Annotated in this window: 14 protein-coding genes; 2 read left to right on the forward strand and 12 right to left on the reverse strand. The window is 35.8% G+C overall.

The features are described from left to right. Window positions 1-16: 16 nt before the first annotated feature. From ACLHG9_RS03265 to ACLHG9_RS03300, 8 genes are all read right to left on the reverse strand, one after another. Window positions 17-1,309, reverse strand: coding sequence for a hypothetical protein (locus ACLHG9_RS03265; RefSeq protein ID WP_410220092.1), 1,293 nt, complete (start codon window positions 1,307-1,309; stop codon window positions 17-19). A 182-nt stretch (window positions 1,310-1,491) separates the two neighbouring features. Then, window positions 1,492-2,340: a carboxypeptidase-like regulatory domain-containing protein gene (locus ACLHG9_RS03270; protein ID WP_410220093.1), complete on the reverse strand. Its 849-nt coding sequence runs from the start codon at window positions 2,338-2,340 to the stop codon at window positions 1,492-1,494. Between the two features lie 259 nt (window positions 2,341-2,599). After that, entirely contained in the window at window positions 2,600-3,925 is a 1,326-nt protein-coding gene (gene murA, locus ACLHG9_RS03275) for a UDP-N-acetylglucosamine 1-carboxyvinyltransferase (protein ID WP_410220094.1), read from the reverse strand. 48 nt (window positions 3,926-3,973) lie between these two features. Further along, window positions 3,974-4,639: a DUF4290 domain-containing protein gene (locus ACLHG9_RS03280; RefSeq protein WP_410220095.1), complete on the reverse strand. Its 666-nt coding sequence runs from the start codon at window positions 4,637-4,639 to the stop codon at window positions 3,974-3,976. A 232-nt stretch (window positions 4,640-4,871) separates the two neighbouring features. Then, window positions 4,872-5,879 carry a S41 family peptidase gene (locus ACLHG9_RS03285; protein WP_410220096.1) on the reverse strand — a complete coding sequence of 336 codons (1,008 nt, stop codon included), beginning with the start codon at window positions 5,877-5,879 and terminating at the stop codon, window positions 4,872-4,874. 78 nt (window positions 5,880-5,957) lie between these two features. Further along, a complete protein-coding gene (locus tag ACLHG9_RS03290; protein WP_410220097.1) occupies window positions 5,958-8,252 on the reverse strand; it encodes an ATP-dependent helicase in 2,295 nt (764 codons plus the stop codon). Between the two features lie 123 nt (window positions 8,253-8,375). Beyond that, window positions 8,376-9,668 carry a PH domain-containing protein gene (locus ACLHG9_RS03295; RefSeq protein WP_410220098.1) on the reverse strand — a complete coding sequence of 431 codons (1,293 nt, stop codon included), beginning with the start codon at window positions 9,666-9,668 and terminating at the stop codon, window positions 8,376-8,378. A 203-nt stretch (window positions 9,669-9,871) separates the two neighbouring features. Continuing rightward, on the reverse strand, window positions 9,872-10,396 hold the full coding sequence (locus ACLHG9_RS03300; RefSeq protein WP_410220099.1) for a PH domain-containing protein: 525 nt from the start codon (window positions 10,394-10,396) through the stop codon (window positions 9,872-9,874). 130 nt (window positions 10,397-10,526) lie between these two features. Between ACLHG9_RS03300 and ACLHG9_RS03305 the strand changes: the two genes are divergently transcribed. Then, the gene (locus ACLHG9_RS03305) at window positions 10,527-10,850 is read left to right on the forward strand and encodes a DUF493 domain-containing protein (protein ID WP_410220100.1); all 324 of its coding nucleotides are present in this window, start codon (window positions 10,527-10,529) and stop codon (window positions 10,848-10,850) included. A 203-nt stretch (window positions 10,851-11,053) separates the two neighbouring features. On the opposite strand, the gene hscA is transcribed toward ACLHG9_RS03305, so the two are convergent. The 3 genes from hscA to ACLHG9_RS03320 all read right to left on the reverse strand — a co-directional run bounded on the left by hscA (window position 11,054) and on the right by ACLHG9_RS03320 (window position 15,159). Further along, window positions 11,054-12,913: a Fe-S protein assembly chaperone HscA gene (gene hscA / locus ACLHG9_RS03310; protein ID WP_410220101.1), complete on the reverse strand. Its 1,860-nt coding sequence runs from the start codon at window positions 12,911-12,913 to the stop codon at window positions 11,054-11,056. Between the two features lie 97 nt (window positions 12,914-13,010). Next, complete coding sequence (locus tag ACLHG9_RS03315; RefSeq protein WP_410220102.1) at window positions 13,011-13,847, reverse strand: TlpA family protein disulfide reductase; 837 nt, start codon at window positions 13,845-13,847, stop codon at window positions 13,011-13,013. Window positions 13,848-13,914: 67 nt separating this feature from the next. Then, complete coding sequence (locus ACLHG9_RS03320) at window positions 13,915-15,159, reverse strand: glycosyltransferase (RefSeq protein WP_410220103.1); 1,245 nt, start codon at window positions 15,157-15,159, stop codon at window positions 13,915-13,917. Window positions 15,160-15,251: 92 nt separating this feature from the next. On the opposite strand from ACLHG9_RS03320, the gene ACLHG9_RS03325 reads away from it, so the two are divergent. Next, entirely contained in the window at window positions 15,252-15,833 is a 582-nt protein-coding gene (locus ACLHG9_RS03325; protein WP_410220104.1) for a tRNA-(ms[2]io[6]A)-hydroxylase, read from the forward strand. A 49-nt stretch (window positions 15,834-15,882) separates the two neighbouring features. Here ACLHG9_RS03325 and ACLHG9_RS03330 read toward each other — a convergent pair whose 3' ends face one another. Next, the gene (locus ACLHG9_RS03330; protein WP_410220105.1) at window positions 15,883-16,392 is read right to left on the reverse strand and encodes an N-acetyltransferase family protein; all 510 of its coding nucleotides are present in this window, start codon (window positions 16,390-16,392) and stop codon (window positions 15,883-15,885) included. Between the last annotated feature and the right edge of the window lie 4 nt (window positions 16,393-16,396).

Below are 16,396 nucleotides of genomic sequence, written 5' to 3' on the forward strand. Positions count from 1 at the left end.
TTGTTTTAGCGGTGTGTTATTTCTTCGTTAATTTATAGCCGCTGTTTGTTTTATTTTTTTCTATAGTATAGGCATCGATGAGTTCAAGAGTCCAACCATCACCAATTATTTTTTTACCTTCTATTTTAACAGGATTGGTTATTGATATCTTATCCCAGTTCGGACTCATCAATGCCCCATTTTCAACAGTTAATACACCCCACAGATCTGTAACTCTAATGTTCGGATAGACCGTGCCTTTATCTTCTATGGGCATAATGTTTCTGGGGTCAAATGAGACGCTCATTTTCTCAAATCGTATTTCAAAATGAGGTTGCTCAATAAATTTAAGTTTGTATTCAGCAATGAGTTCCTTGATTTTTTCTTCTCTTTTTGTTTCTTCCTGAATAATGGTTTGTGCATTATACTTACTGGCTATTTTTTTAACTGTCTTTTTTAAATAGGTAGGTATATTAATGTTAAATGCTTTTGTAAAATAATCTGTTAGATCGGTTCTTGCATTAATTTTTTTGTTCCAGTTTTTATCTTTATTGTACAGTAAATAACCATAAACAGGAATAGTCTGGTAAGCAAATGAACGTACAAATGTGGGATTGGCAAAGAAGTTACTGATTCCATTTATGAAAAATTCTGTAGTTTCCGCTTTATTTCTGCCGCTAATCATTACACCTGTAAATTCGGCTATTCCTTCATTGAGCTCCAGCGCATTTTCTGTTGTACTTGAGCCATTATAAAGTGCATGACGGTATTTTCTAAAGGCCACTGCATTGGCAAGATGTTGTTTCAGTTCTTTTTCAGAAGTAGTTTGGACAGCTCTTTTCAATGCTTCTAATTCTAAACGCAGATAAATCCTGCCATCTTTTTGATCTAAATGATTGTTTTCTGGATTGTTGAGTGCAAAGCCTAATGAAGGTTGTGCGCTATGAAATAATTCATGTGCCAATAGATTGATTCTGTCTTCTTTGTTTTGCGGAAGAGGAAGCATGATCATAGCCCATCTTTTTCCACCCCAATTTATGGATGTATTGGCAATATTAATATGGTTAGGCAAAGTTCCTGTATAGATATTTCCATCATATTTTAAGATACCCGCTGTATCTAGCTCATTTGCAAAAAGCTGTCGGGTTTTAGAGTCTGCCAAAAGTATTGGGCCGTAGAGATTTTTATTCCAAAGACTGGTATTCTGCTTTGTGGCTTCTTTGATTTCGCTAAAGAAAACAGGAATTTCGTTAAGTGAGACCTGTGGTTTTTGTGCGGTTAGTTTTTGTACAAATAAGAAAAAGAGGATGATTAAAATAGTTTGTTTCATTAGTGGATTGATCTTATACGTATGTTGATTGACAAGTTTAGCAATTCAGTTCCTTATAAAAATATCAGAATTTATTTGTAAGCAGAGCAGACATTTTATCCTGTCTTTATCTTAAACAGAAGCGTAATTAGCTAAAATGTTGCATCACTTCATCAGAAAATATAAGATTTAGCTTCAAAACTTTATTGTTGTTCATTGCTTTCGTTATTTTTTAAATAAGCAACTTCCAGATTGGTAATGAAAACACCATCGTTTTTTTCCCATGTTCCCTGACTTTGGTAACGAAATAGAAGGTTTTTTGAAAGAGATTTTTTTGCGGATACTCCAAATACAAAATCAACATGGTCTAATGGTTTATAATCTACAAGCTGTAATGTTATTGCAATTTGTTTTAGATTGTTAAAGACAAGGTTATATTGTGATAAGTCAACTTTTTGCCAGCCTGTAGTTGTGATGGTATAAATGATGTTCTGGTTAAGTAACGTGTTACTAGGTATGTTATTTTCTACCCCATAGATGTTTAGTTTTAATGTAATCTGTTGGTATTTAGAGCTGGGAATAATATAAAAACTGTAAGATTTTAATCTTGTTTTTGGGTCAATATCGAAAATATTTCCCTGTTCAATTGTTGATACATTTTGGTTAAACATCTTAGAAAAAGTTAACATTGGTCTTGATTTTTGACCGATTAATTTCTCTTTCATTTTTTTATGGCTTATCACAACTGCTTTTAAAGCGGTTGAATGGTAATCTAAAATGATATTACCATTCTTTATAAGTTCGTTTTTGTACTGTCTCTTTTCTGTATGGCCAAGGGCACTAAAAACGATTTCATTGTTAAGACTATCGGGTATACTAAGCTTATAATTGCCATTTTCATCTGATATGGTGCCTATTGTAGCATTTTTCATTCCGATGGAGCAATAGGGAATGGGTTCGTTATCTTGATTTTTAATGATGCCTTTGATAGTGGTTTGGGCGTAAACATTAACTGAAATAAAAATGAGTACCAAGGAAAAAAGTTTATACATAATTTAATTTGTTTTTATTGGAAGACGATGAAAATTTAGAAAAGGTTGTTTGTTAATGGCATTTTAACTTTTGTTAACATTTTTGGTTTATTGGTTTTTCTTTTCAGAGATAAATGAAACCAGATAAGAGACCTGAAAAATAAACGGATTGGAAAAGGTAACCTCTGAAAGGAGGGAGAGAAAAAGATAAAAAGCAGGGCGATATTGACCCTGCTTTTATAATATTTTGATAGGCTTAACAAGTAAGCAAAACTAAATACTAATGACTTGGAGCGGCGGCATCTACGCGTTTAATATCTGCCCCTAAAGCTCTTAAACGGGTATCGATATCCTGATAGCCACGTTCTATCTGCTCTATATTAAAAATAGTCGATTTACCTTCGGCTGATAAAGCTGCAATTAGTAAAGATACTCCGGCCCTTATATCAGGAGAGGTCATGCTGATACCACGTAATTTATATTTTTTATTGATACCATTTACACTTGCCCTGTGCGGATCGCAAAGAATGATCTGAGCGCCCATATCTATCAGTTTATCTACAAAGAACAAACGGCTTTCGAACATTTTCTGATGAATAAGTACATTGCCTTTTGCCTGTGTAGCTACTACCAAAACAATGCTTAATAAATCAGGTGTAAAACCAGGCCAAGGCGCATCTGCAATTGTAAGTATAGAGCCATCTATGAAGGTTTCTATTTCATAATGTTTTTGTGAGGGAATGAAAATATCATCGCCACGACGTTCCAATTTAATTCCCAATTTTTTAAATACATCTGGGATAACACCCAATTCATCATAGCATACGTTTTTGATAGTGATTTCAGATTCTGTCATTGCAGCCAGACCGATAAAAGAACCAATTTCGATCATATCTGGTAGCATACGGTGTTCTGTTCCGCCTAATTTTTTCACACCTTCAATAGTAAGCAGGTTAGAGCCTATGCCCGAAATTTTGGCTCCCATTCTGTTCAGCATTTTACAAAGTTGCTGCAAATAAGGCTCACAGGCGGCATTGTAAATCGTGGTTGTTCCTTTAGCCAGAACAGCTGCCATTACAATATTGGCCGTTCCGGTTACAGAGGCTTCATCTAACAGAATATAAGTACCTTTTAAATCGGTAGCATCTACATTGAAGAAAGCTTTTTTGCTATCGTATACAAATTTGGCACCCAACTTCTCGAAACCTAAAAAGTGCGTATCTAAACGGCGGCGACCAATTTTATCGCCCCCTGGTTTAGGTATAGCTGCTTTTCCGAAACGGGCAAGTAAAGGGCCTACAATCATAATAGATCCTCTCAAACTTCCGCCTTTGGCTTTAAAAACATCCGACTGGAAAAAGTCAAGATCAATATTTTTAGCTTGGAAAGTATAAGTGTCTTTGTTTAAGCGTTCAACAGCAACACCCAGATCGCCTAACAATTCAATAAGCTTATTTACATCCTTAATATCAGGAATATTGCTGATGGTTACTTTCTGATCGGTTAGTAAAACTGCAGACAATATCTGAAGTGCTTCGTTTTTAGCGCCCTGAGGTGTGATTTCACCTTTTAGTTTTTTGCCGCCTGTAATTTCAAATGCGTTCATCTGTTCTCTTATCTTAAATTTTTTAGCTATAAGGTTGTAAATAAATCCTTAATGGCGTTGCTTATTGTTGTTTCGTTGACGGCCATTATTATTGTTGTTATTGTTACGGCCTTTGTTGTTTCTGTTACGGTTGTTGTTATTGTTATTGCGGTTGTTCTGTGGCCTGAACTCTACTTTGTTAAGATTAATGTTTTCTTCTAAGGTTAGCTGCCCGTTAGAAAGTTCAGCCAGATTTTTAAGGATAACCTCATCGGCGACATTATCTTTATTCCACTGCACATAAGCCATTTTCATAAAGTTTGCAATGTTTTGAACCATAACGGCTTTTCTTTCAGGATTTTCTTCCTGTATGGCGGTTTCAATCAGTTTCTCTACGGTTTTACCATAGTGTTTGTATTTAATCCTTTGATGAGGGTAACCGATGTGTTCAGGCCTGAATTCTTTAGTTTCAGGTGTTGGTTTAGGGTAAGGACTATCCACATCTATCTGGTAATTGGATATGATGTACAAGTGATCCCATAATTTATGCTTAAAATCTGCTACATCACGTAGGTGTGGATTTAAAAAGCCCATTAGGTCTATTACGGCCTGTGCATATTTATTGCGTTCTTCTTTGGTAGGTAAAGTGATGATGTACTTTACCATATTTTGTACGTTCCGTCCGTATTCTGCCAATATCAGCTCACTACGGGTGGTATTATAATCAAAGTTCATGTTGTCTTATTAAATTTAATGGAAAAACTTAATAAAATCATTATGAAATAACCGGAATGAAACAGTGGGTAAAGATTAGAACCTTAAAATTTCGTAAGAGTTCCCGGTTATGAAATTCATCGAAATGATTTATTATGTTTCAAATATAGGCAAATAAAATATAATGTTTTTAATAAAGGTTTTATTTTAAAGTTTTCAGGAAAAAGCCTTTTGAGTTGAAAATAAGGTCTTGCTATTTTCTTAACAATCTCAAGGCTTTGATTATTTTATGGTCATTTTTTAAATCTTCCAGATCATCTCCACCTAAAACTTCAAAATCAGGGGAAATATTTGATTTATAAACTTTTAAATTTCTGTCTACAACATAATCCGTTGATAAATTAATTCCTGCATTGTTGTTTATTTCAAAACCTTGTACTGCTGTGGTATAATTGGCTGTAGGCTCTCCCACGATAAAAGTGTTATTTCTTCCGATAAAAGATATGGTAGTCATTTCCCCTGCACTTGCGGTATAGCAACTCGTTAAAATAACTAACGGAATATTTGTTTTTACGGGATGATCTAAATCTATTTTTCTGTCTAATACGATGCCATCAATCCATAACTTCCCCTCTTTGATTTCCCAATTTCCTGTAGGTTTATTTTGAGCATTTCTAAATCCGCCAAATATTACGTTATTTCCAATAAACTCTTTTAAACCAAGTAAGATAGGATACATATTTCCACCTGTATTTAATCTCAAGTCTATGATCCACCCCTTGATTTTATTTGAATTTATATGGTTGATATGAGATACGATGTCGTTGGCTAAACTATCTACTTTTTTAAAAGCAAAATCATTGTTTCCTGCAATTCTGATATATCCGATTTTTTTTTCAATAACCTTGCTAAATGTGCTTTTTTCAGTTTTTATTTTGTTCTTTAGATAGGCATTTGCCACTACATTGGGGTTGCTCCATCCGTATGTCTTTCCTTTGTATTTTAAACCTCCATGATAATCATTAAGCTGTTTAAATACTTCCTCGTATAATGGTGCAACTTCATCTATTGAGTTTAGGTTTTGGGATTTATTATACAATTCATTCTTAATCTTGCTAAGATTTTCAGTAAGAATTGAATTTGCTTCTATTAATTCAATAGATTTATCAATAAATAACTTTATGCTGTCATTTTTTAAATTTTGAGAAAACGAAAATTTAGAAAGCAATAGAAACCACAGCAATAAAATAAATCTATTCATAGTTAAAAGCTTGTAAGATTTGATGTCCTTTATTTATAAATGCTTTGCGCTTTGTTATCCTTTGTGTTTTGCTAAAAATTATTTTACAATTCTGAGCTTGGCAAATTTTAAGAGCAATTGCTTGTTACCCAATCCCTGAAAAAATACGGTTGCCTTAACATCCGGCAAAGCTCCTTCTATATTTACAATCTTACCAAAACCAAATTTTTCATGTTCTACTTCCATGCCATTTTGAAATTCATTTGCGGCATTTGGGGTAAATCCTGCCGTAGGCACGTGTGCTTTAGGTAAGATGGTTGTAGTTTTTGGCCGTAAAGAAGGAGATGGGCTATTGTTGGTAGCAGATTTGGGTGCAAAATCACGTTGCTGGCTCCAGCTTTTGCGTTCGGTATCAAAACTTCCGGTGCTGAAACTGGGTTTTGCGGCTTTAATCGCTTCCAGCTCTAAGTAAGAGGGGTTAATTTCATTGATAAAACGACTGGGCTCGCAAGAAGTAAGCGTGCCCCAGCGATAGCGGGAAGTGGCATAAGTAATCACCAGTTTTTTTTCTGCTCTTGTAATGGCTACATAGAACAAGCGTCTTTCTTCTTCCAGATCTGTTCTGGATGTTAACGACATTTGCGAAGGAAAAAGATTTTCTTCCAGTCCTACGATGTAAACATTTTTAAATTCTAATCCTTTAGCAGAGTGTACGGTCATTAAAGACACGGTATCTTTGTCTTTTTCTTTGTCGTTATCATCGTTTGTTAAGAGGGCTACATCTTGCATAAAGATAGCCAGGCTACGGTCTTCAATATCTTCACGTTCAGCAAATTCTTTGATACCGTTCAGTAACTCTTGGATATTTTCAAAACGCGAACGACCTTCAACGCTATCGTCGCTGTGCAGTTCTTTTAAGATACCAGAATGCTGGGCAATATAAAGTGCACTTTCATAAGCATCCAGTTTTTTAGATTCGGCGGCAAAGCTCTTGATCATGGTTACAAAATCATTTAGCTGTGCGGGTATTCTGCCTTCCAGATACTGATGTGGGTTGCAGATGACTTCCCACATGGTAATTCCATGCTGATCTGCAGCTACAGAGATTTTTTCGAGTGTGGTATCACCCAAACCTCTACGTGGATAATTGATTACTCTTTTTAAAGCCTCTTCATCAGCCGGATTAAAAGTTAAACGAAAATAAGCAATGAGGTCTTTGATCTCTTTACGTTGGTAGAAAGACAAGCCGCCATAAATCTTATAAGGAATATTCAGCTTCCTTAGCGATTCTTCCATTGCCCTACTCTGGGCATTGGTACGGTAAAGAATAGCAAAATCAGCATAATTTAATCCTTTTAAGGCTCTTTCTTGCGCAATAGATTCGGCAACTATTTTGCCTTCCTCATTATCGGTAAAAGCTCTTAATATTTTAATCCTGTCGCCTTTTTCATTATCAGAGAAAACATTTTTTTCCAACTGGTTTTTATTGTTGGCAATAATGCTGTTGGCTACTTCTACAATGTTTTGGGTAGAACGGTAGTTCTGTTCCAATTTAAAAACTTTAAGATCAGGATAATGCTTTTCAAAATTTAAGATATTCTGGATATTGGCACCCCTGAATGCATAGATACTTTGCGCATCATCGCCTACCACGCATATGTTGTGGTGTGCGGCGGCCAGTTTGCGTACAATGGTATATTGCGAAAAGTTGGTATCCTGATACTCATCTACCATCAGGTATTTGAATTTATGCTGGTACTTGTTCAGTACATCGGGATGGTCTTTTAAGAGCACATTGGTTTTGAACAGCAGGTCGTCAAAATCCATAGCCCCAGCTTTAAAGCAGCGTTTGGCATAGGTTTCATAAATTATGCCCATTAAGGGCCTCTTGTTACTGATGTCTTCTGCCTGTATGGTTTCGTTTGCTAAATATTCGGTATGAGAGATCAGGTTGTTTTTGGCTGAAGAAATTCTGTTCAGTACAATATTTACAGCATAGAGTTTATCATCAAGCTGCATTTCTTTTAAGATGGTTCGCAATAAACTTTTGCTGTCATCTGTATCGTAAATGGTAAAATTGCTCGGATAACCTATTTTCTCGGCTTCAACTCTTAAGATTTTCGCAAAAACAGAGTGGAAGGTTCCCATCCAGATATTTTTGGCCTCATTGCCTACCACTTTTTCAATGCGTTCACGCATTTCGCGACTGGCTTTATTGGTAAAGGTTAATACCAGAATGTTAAATGCATCTACACCTTTTTGGATAAGGTGTGCAACACGATATGTAATTACTCTGGTTTTTCCTGAACCTGCACCGGCAACGATCATTACGGGGCCTTCGGTGGTCTCCACTGCGGCTCTTTGCTGTGGGTTTAATCCTGATAAATAGTCCAAATCCTGCTCCTAATTTTAAACTTCAAAAATAAGAAATAATGTGCGTATGTACAGCCATGTTGGTAAGTATTGTACACACCAAAAGTTGTTTTCTGTCATTAAAATGAACTTGCTTGTAAAAGCTTACATCCAGTTCTGATTGCTGCTTTCTACTTGGAAAAGCCACCAGTTGACCAGTTTTTTAATCTGGGTATAATTGCCAAATTTAAAATGGATGGTACCAGCAGCAGTATGCAGATTTACGTGACCAATGTCTAAGCTCTTATGCCAAGGATATTGAAAAGCCGCTATAGTTTGTATTTTGTGAGGAGTAATAATTTCATGGGTAATGTCCCAAATTCCACTTTGTTTGATGATAAACTCATCAGTTACGGTAATCTGATGATTTTTATAACTGATGTACAGCATGGCTATTCCTGTTAATGCATAAAATACCGCTACTAAAAGAAATGGTTTTACTATATCTGTATTTAAATAAAAGATGGTATAAATTATTAGGGGAATAATGATTCTGAAAAAGATGGGCAGGTTTAAAAAACGGAAATTAGGTTTATAAACTCTTCCATTTGGAGGAAGCTGACTTAAAATGAGCTTGATGATTTCATCTTTTTCAACAGGTGAGCAACCCGGTAATACGAGGTTCGTGTTTCGTTTTTCTTTTCCAGATTGATCGTGGCCGCCGTGTGCCTGCTTTAATTCAAGATTAAACAACTTCATTTTACGTTGAAAGTAGTTTTGGCTATATGCTGTAATTTGTACTTTGTTAGGTGTGATGAGTGTGTTTTTTTTGGCAAATAATCCTGAAGATATTAATAAAGAGTGATTGTGCCTGCTGATTTCGAAATCAAAATATTTTATAAAGGTTCTGATAACGCTGGTTGCAAGCAGAATTAAGAGTACAAGGGGAATTAAGAATGATATGGAAAATAAGCTTAAACTGCTGCTCATAAAATTTTCTATCTGACCATTGTCGTTATTGAAAGCTTTAAGTATCTCTTTTATGTGGTGTATAATGGCATAGATAAAACCGCAAAGCAATAATAAACTTTGGCCGTAATTGCTTGTTAAGCCGGTTTTTAATAGAGTTAATGCGCTTATTTTTATGAAAGCTGATGGATTTATATTTTCATTTTGTACTGAGGCATTTTTCTGATGAAGAACTGGGTTCTGTAAAAGTTGCTGTTTTAAACTATAAGCCAGTTCTTCATCTATGGCACCAATACTTACTTCCTTGCTTTCTGCCCCGGCAGTGTCTATTTTTATGCTGTAAACACCTATTATTTTTTGCACTAAACTTTGATCAATATTTACCTGCTGTATTTTTTCTAGGGGAATACTCAAATGTGTACGCTTAAATATACCTTTATCAACAATAAATTCCTGTTTAGAACTATTGATGTAAAAAGTAAACCTCATAAAATAAAAATAGGCATATATTACCGACAGTATAAATAAAGTGGTTATAATAAGCAGTAGATAAAAGACACTGGCTTTGCTTTTGATAAAAAACAAGACCAAAGGAAAAATGATTATTTTAACAGCCAATCGCAGAAGGTGGATTGCTGTGATTAGAATGCCTGCTACCGATTGCCTTTGTGGTTGGCTAAAATCTTTTGAAATCATTGTTCGGGATGTGTATAGTCCAAGCGTTTAACCAAAGCTTCTTTAATGTTTTTTGCAAGTTCGATTTCTATACCGGCTAAGCTTATTTTACCTTCAGAGCCTGCTGCTGTATAGATTTCAATAGTACCTAAGCGAAACATCCGTGAAAAAATACCTTCGTTTAATTCTACATGCTGTATTCTGCTCAAAGGAACAATGGTGGTGGTTTCGGCAATCACTCCATCTTTATAGATTACATCCTTATCACGTAAAGCAAATCCCCGCTTATTAAAAGAAACCCGGAAAATAATGAATAACATGAGGGCCAAAAAGATATAGCCAGATAATATGAGGTATAGGTATGCTTTTATATCCTCATCACTTATGATTAAAATCGATATGCCTAAACCTATAAAAAACAGAAAGATAAGAATATTGATTACAATTACTTTCCAATATTCTGGGTTAGGTTTCTTTAATGACATTTCCTGATATTGAGGCAAACTGTCTAAATCAATAGGCTGATTGGTAAAATTCTGCATTTTTATGAAAAAGGCTATGAGTATATATTCGTTTGAAAACTGGAACTAAAATAATCTTTTTGCCTGACAAAATTTCATGAAAACCAAAAGGGAATGACATTTGTATTTAAGTAAAAGAGGAGTTAAAATAATGAGTAACAAAGAATTTAATAAAGATATCGAATTTCATGATATTCCTGATGGAAGTAATAATGATCCATATGTAAACTTTAAAGAAAAGCTTGAAGCTGTACAGCAGTTTCCAGGTATTTATGCTTTTAAATTTATCATTACCGGACAGGAAGACCAGTTAGAACAGCTCAAAACTATTTTGCCTAATGAGGAATTTACTAAGGTTCCTTCAAAAACAGGTAAATATGTTTCGGTTACGGTGAAAAAACAGGTACAGAATGCAGAAGAGGTAATTGAGATTTACAAAAAAGCAGGAGAGATTAAAGGGATTATGATGCTGTAAGGTTTCATATAATTAATAAAAAAGGGCTATTTCAAAAGTCTTGAGATTCGTTATTCTGAACTTGTTTCAGATTCTGAGACATCGTTGTAGTATCTCTACAAAGAGATCAGAAATAAAATTCAGGGTGACGGCCGACTTTGAGACAGCCTTTTTTATTTAAGTCTTTTTTATAGGTTTCTTCAAGTTTTCTCGGAACAGTAGAATTATTCATCAACTCGTTTGCCTTTCATGGCCTGACCTATAGCAGCATCCATTACACGTTCTGCAAACGGACGGGTAAACTCGTTCAACTCATCTGTTTTCTTCAGAATTAAATCTTTATCTCCACTGGTTAAAGCCTGCTTAACGTTTTCAATGTAATCTTTTGTTGCTGTGATTTCTGATTCAGTAAGCAATGAGGCATTTTTATCGATAAAGCGTTCTGCGGTATAAACCAATTGTTCTGCTTCGCTACGGGCCTCTATCAACATACGTTGATTTACATCACTTTGTGCATGGGCAATACTATCTAACAGCATTTTTTCTACGGTATCATCGCTTAAACCATAACTTGGTTTTACTTCGATTTCTTGTTTTACGCCAGAGCGAAGTTCAATAGCCTGAACGGTTAAGATTCCATCAGCATTGAGCAAGAAGTTAATATCTACCTTTGGCAAACCTGCCGGCATAGCCGGAATTCCTTTTAGGTCAAATTCAGCAAGCTTACGATTTTCTTTTACCAAGTCTCGCTCACCTTGATAAACCGATATTTTCATATTTACCTGTCCGTCAATAGATGTGGTATATTGACGTCCGGCCTTGGTTGGTACTTTGCTGTTACGTGGAATAATAACATCCATTAAACCACCCATAGTTTCAATACCTAACGATAGGGGAGTAACATCCAATAATAAAATATCAGAACGGTTACCTGCCAAGATATCTGCTTGTATGGCTGCACCTAAAGCAACCACCTCATCAGGGTTAATATTGTCTTGTGCTGTTTTGCCAAAAAAATCGCTTACTGCTTTTTTAACATATGGTGTACGGGTAGAACCACCCACTAAAACCACTTCATCTATATCCTTTATGGTTAAACCAGCATCAGCTAAGGCTTGCTTACAGCTTTGGATGGTTTCGCTAACTTTAGGCTCGATAAGCGTTTGAAATGTATTTTTATCAATGCTGCACCAGATTTCGCCTACTTTTTCATTGTATAAGTTTTGCGTGGTCAGTGCTTTTTTTGCAGACTCGGCCTGTAAGCGCAGGGTTTGCATTAAGGCATTATTTTCTGCAAGTACAGCAGGGTCTAATTTATTTTGTTCTATCCAGTAATTTAAAATGGCACGATCAAAATCATCACCACCTAAAAAGGTATTTCCATTGGTGCTTAAAACCTCAAAAATGCCATTCTGTATCTGTAGTATGGAAACATCAAATGTACCTCCACCCAAATCATACACGGCAATCGTTTTTTGTTCTTGAGGATCTAAACCAATACCATAAGCTAAACTTGCGGCAGTAGGTTCGTTAACAATACGCAATACATCTAATCCCGCCAATTTGCCCGCATCGCGTGTAGCCTGGCGCTGGCTATCATTAAAATAAGCAGGAACGGTAATAACGGCTCTGTTAACCGGAGTTTTTAAAGCGTGTTCGGCACGGGCTTTCAATTCTTTTAAAATCTCTGCCGATAGCTCTATAGGAGTGTAAAATTTATTGCCTGCTTTTATTTTTACCAAAGCATCGGTATCATCATCAATAATTTTATAGCTAAAAATATCTTTATGTTCTGATACATCATTGTATGAGCGGCCTAATAACCTTTTTACCGAGAAGATGGTATTTGAAGGATCGGTAGTAAGATAAGCTTTGGCTTCATTGCCTATTTCTGCTTCGCCAAGCTCATTGAAATGGATTACCGATGGTACCAAAACGCCCTTACCGGCATCGTTAATTACCTGAGGCTCTTTTTCGGGATTGATAAACGCAACTAAACTATTGGTTGTTCCCAAGTCAATACCAACAATAATTTCTTCTTTCTGTAATGAGCCTGTAGCCAGATTAATGGATATTTTTGCCATGCGGCAAAGTTACATACTTTGAGGCTTAAAATTGTTGGAATGTTGTAAAGTTAAAATCCCTGTTCTGTGAAGCGAGAATGATTTTAACTTTATTACATTAGTCAAGTTTTGAAGTTTCCTCTTCTAAAAATGGGATTATGTCGTCTATACTGTTGGTCACTTTTACGATTTTCCCTTTTTTATCGATTAAAATATGTGTTGGGTACATCTGAACCTTAAGTTTGTTTCTCATGTAATCTTCTTGATCAGGCACTACCGCGTATTTGAATTCTTTTTTCTTGAGAAATGTCTTTAACTCTGATCTGTTATCTATAGCTAAGCTAATGAAAAGGACGTTTTTGTTGTGTTCATATTGATTTACCAAGGCATTGAGTTCAGGAAATTCATTAACGCAAGCTACACAATTGATAAACCAGCATTTTATAAGTACAATCTTATTCTTAGTGTTATTGCTGTTATAAGTTTTGTTTTGTAGGTCTGAAAAATTGTAAGTAGGAAGCTGCTTGCCTTCCATTTGAAAATGAAAAATTTCTATAGCGGCTCTCTGTTTAATGGTGGATTTTATATCATTGCTGAGGGTACTGTTTTTATTGAGCTGATAGACAGGAATATTGTCTGAGACTTTGATTTTAAAAGGAATATAATTACCAGTTCTGAGTTTGTTTAAAAAGGTGGTTTTATCAATTACAGTAGAATCATTGTCAAGACCAATAAAGTTTTGCGTCAACTTAATATTTTGGTAGTCATAGTTGTACCATGTTATGAAATCTTTTAAGATAGAAGCTTTGTCAACAGTAATGTTATATGTATGATCATTATTCTCTTTTGCGGTTTTTATTGTTTTTGGTTCATTTTTAGTTTTATGATCAGAGGTTTGACATGCAAACAAGAATATTGAGCAAAATAATGGCGGTAAGATAAATCCTGATTTCATGGCATATATGATTTAAATCAAATATACTCATTTCATGATGTTCCGGTACAAAAGAGCCGCTAATGTTTCAATGCCGCTTTTTGTTCTTTTCTTCAATCCACAAAGACATGTAACGGGTGCTTTGCAGGCTTTGGTGTTTTAGGATTTCACCTATGAAATTTTGCTGGCGGTGCTGCTGAAGGTTATGATAGATCTTTTTAATCCTACTTAGAAATAAATCTTCAAAATCTGTTTTGCAGTATAAACTATTTAAAATAACCGTACCGTTGTGCTGTGCCTTTAACCATTCTTCTTTATCGCTATGCAATAAGGTAGCTTTTTCGCAAAAAGCTGTCCAATCATTTTCAATAAATCCGCCCCAAGGTAAGCCTTTGTGCATTGATTCTGCACCAACCGAAGTAGTTACATTGGGTGTACCTGTTTGCATGGCATCTATAAACTTGCCTTTTATGCCCGCTCCAAAAGTAATAGGAGCGAGTAGCACACGGTGTTTTGCAATGGTACTCTGGGCATTATCGGCCCTGCCATGTACAAAGAAACGGTCCGTTTTGTTTTGTAGCTGCAATGCTTTTTGAGGAGGATAAGAACCATAGATGTGCAGGCTGGCTTGAGCAGATAATTTCCGTAAGATCGGCCATATCCCGGTTTTTAATGTTTTAACGGTATGCCAGTTGGGTTCGTGCATAAAATTTCCGATAAAAACGTAGCCTTCTCTTTCTTCAAAACTGTTCCAATGCTGTACCTGTTCTGCCGTGATCTCTTTTTCCAGAAAAGGGAGGTAATGCAGAATAGAGGCACTGATCTTAAATTTTTCGGTAAGTATTTTGATCTCTTCTTCCGAAATAATGAGCGATAGGTCGCAACGTAAGATTGCGGCAGTTTCCCGTTTGGCTTCAACAGAAAATAATGCTTCATCAGTAAAAGGTCTTCCTGCTTTTTGCTGCGCCTCTCGGGCTTTTCGTAAAAAATGAAGGTCTTCGGTATCTAATATCCTTAAGGTATTAGGGCATTCCTGTTGTACCCGCCAGCCATATTGCTCCTCGATCATGAACCTGTCAAAAACTACAATTTCAGGCTGAAATTCTTTGATCCACAGATTAAAAGAAGAGTGGTTCAATAAAATTTGATGGGTTTTTACGCCGATATTATGCAGATCAAATGAAAAATCTGATGGTTGTGCTGCCGAAGCAAAATGTACCTCAAAACCTCTTTCCTTAAAAAAATTAACAAGCTGTATTATCCGCGTACCGGCCGCCGATGAAGTGGGTTCGGGCCATACCAATCCTATGAATAATACTTTTTGGGCTTTCATAATTCTGCTGTACAAAGGTGCAGAAATTAACGATAAACCTAAATGATTATTTATTTCGTAATTTTGCGCTTCTTAAAGCTATTATCCGTAAAATGTTAGGACTTAAATTACTGACCGACCCGCGTTGGGCAAATATTGCAGAAGGGAACTTAGAAGAGATTTTGACCGATCATGCCTGGTGCGAACAAAAGGCTGCCAGTAATGCCATAATGTTAATTACGCAAAATCCTGAACTTGAGGATTTGGTTGATGAGCTAAGTGCGATTGCCATTGAAGAAATGCAGCATTTTAAGATGGTAACAGATATTATTAAGAAGCGCGGTTATAAATTGGGCAGAGAACGTAAAGATGATTACGTGGGGCAGCTGATGAAATTCAGTAAGAAAGACGGTAGCAGAAATCAAGCTTTTATTGATCGTTTACTATTTGCAGCTATGATAGAAGCCCGCAGTTGTGAACGTTTTAGGGTATTGTCTAAAAATATAGAGGATAAAGAACTGGCAAAGTTTTATCATGATCTGATGGTGTCAGAAGCCAATCATTATACCACTTTCTTAAATTTTGCCCGAAAATACAGTACCGATGTAGATGTAGATAAGCGTTGGGCGGCATGGCTCGAATTTGAAGGCCAACTGATTAAAAGCTACGGAACCAAAGAATACATTCATGGGTAAATTACTGGTACGTTATACCATATTGGTTTGTAGAAATGTGGTTAGGATACTAAGGAGTTAATATTTTTTCGAAAGCTTTTCTCGGTGCTCCTCTAAATACAACTTCTCCGCAATACACATAGCCCATTTTATCCAAAATATTTAACATCCCCTTGTTGTCAAAATTAGTGTCAACTTTTAAGCTATTTATCTTATTATTTAATGCAAAATCTTCAATATGGGCCAACATTTTCTGTGCTAAGCCTTTCCCTAAATAGTTTTCGGCGATGGCAACTCTATGATATACTACAAAATCGCCTTCTGTAAGCCATTTTCCATTTATACCTGCATACGCTGGCTCGTCATTGATCATTATGGCGCAATAACCTGCAATACAATCGCCATCGGCTAAAACATAGCCCGCACCTTTTGCAATATCTGATTGAATAACAGAAGGATTGGGATAGCCATCCTGCCACTGATTGCTACCATCTTCTTTACGTCTTTGGATTGCTTTTTTCAGTATTTCCCAAATCTGTGCTAAATCATCTGCTGTAGCTTGTCTAAATAAATATGCCATAATA

Source organism: Pedobacter sp. (assembly GCF_046462515.1).
Taxonomy (GTDB): domain Bacteria; phylum Bacteroidota; class Bacteroidia; order Sphingobacteriales; family Sphingobacteriaceae; genus Pedobacter.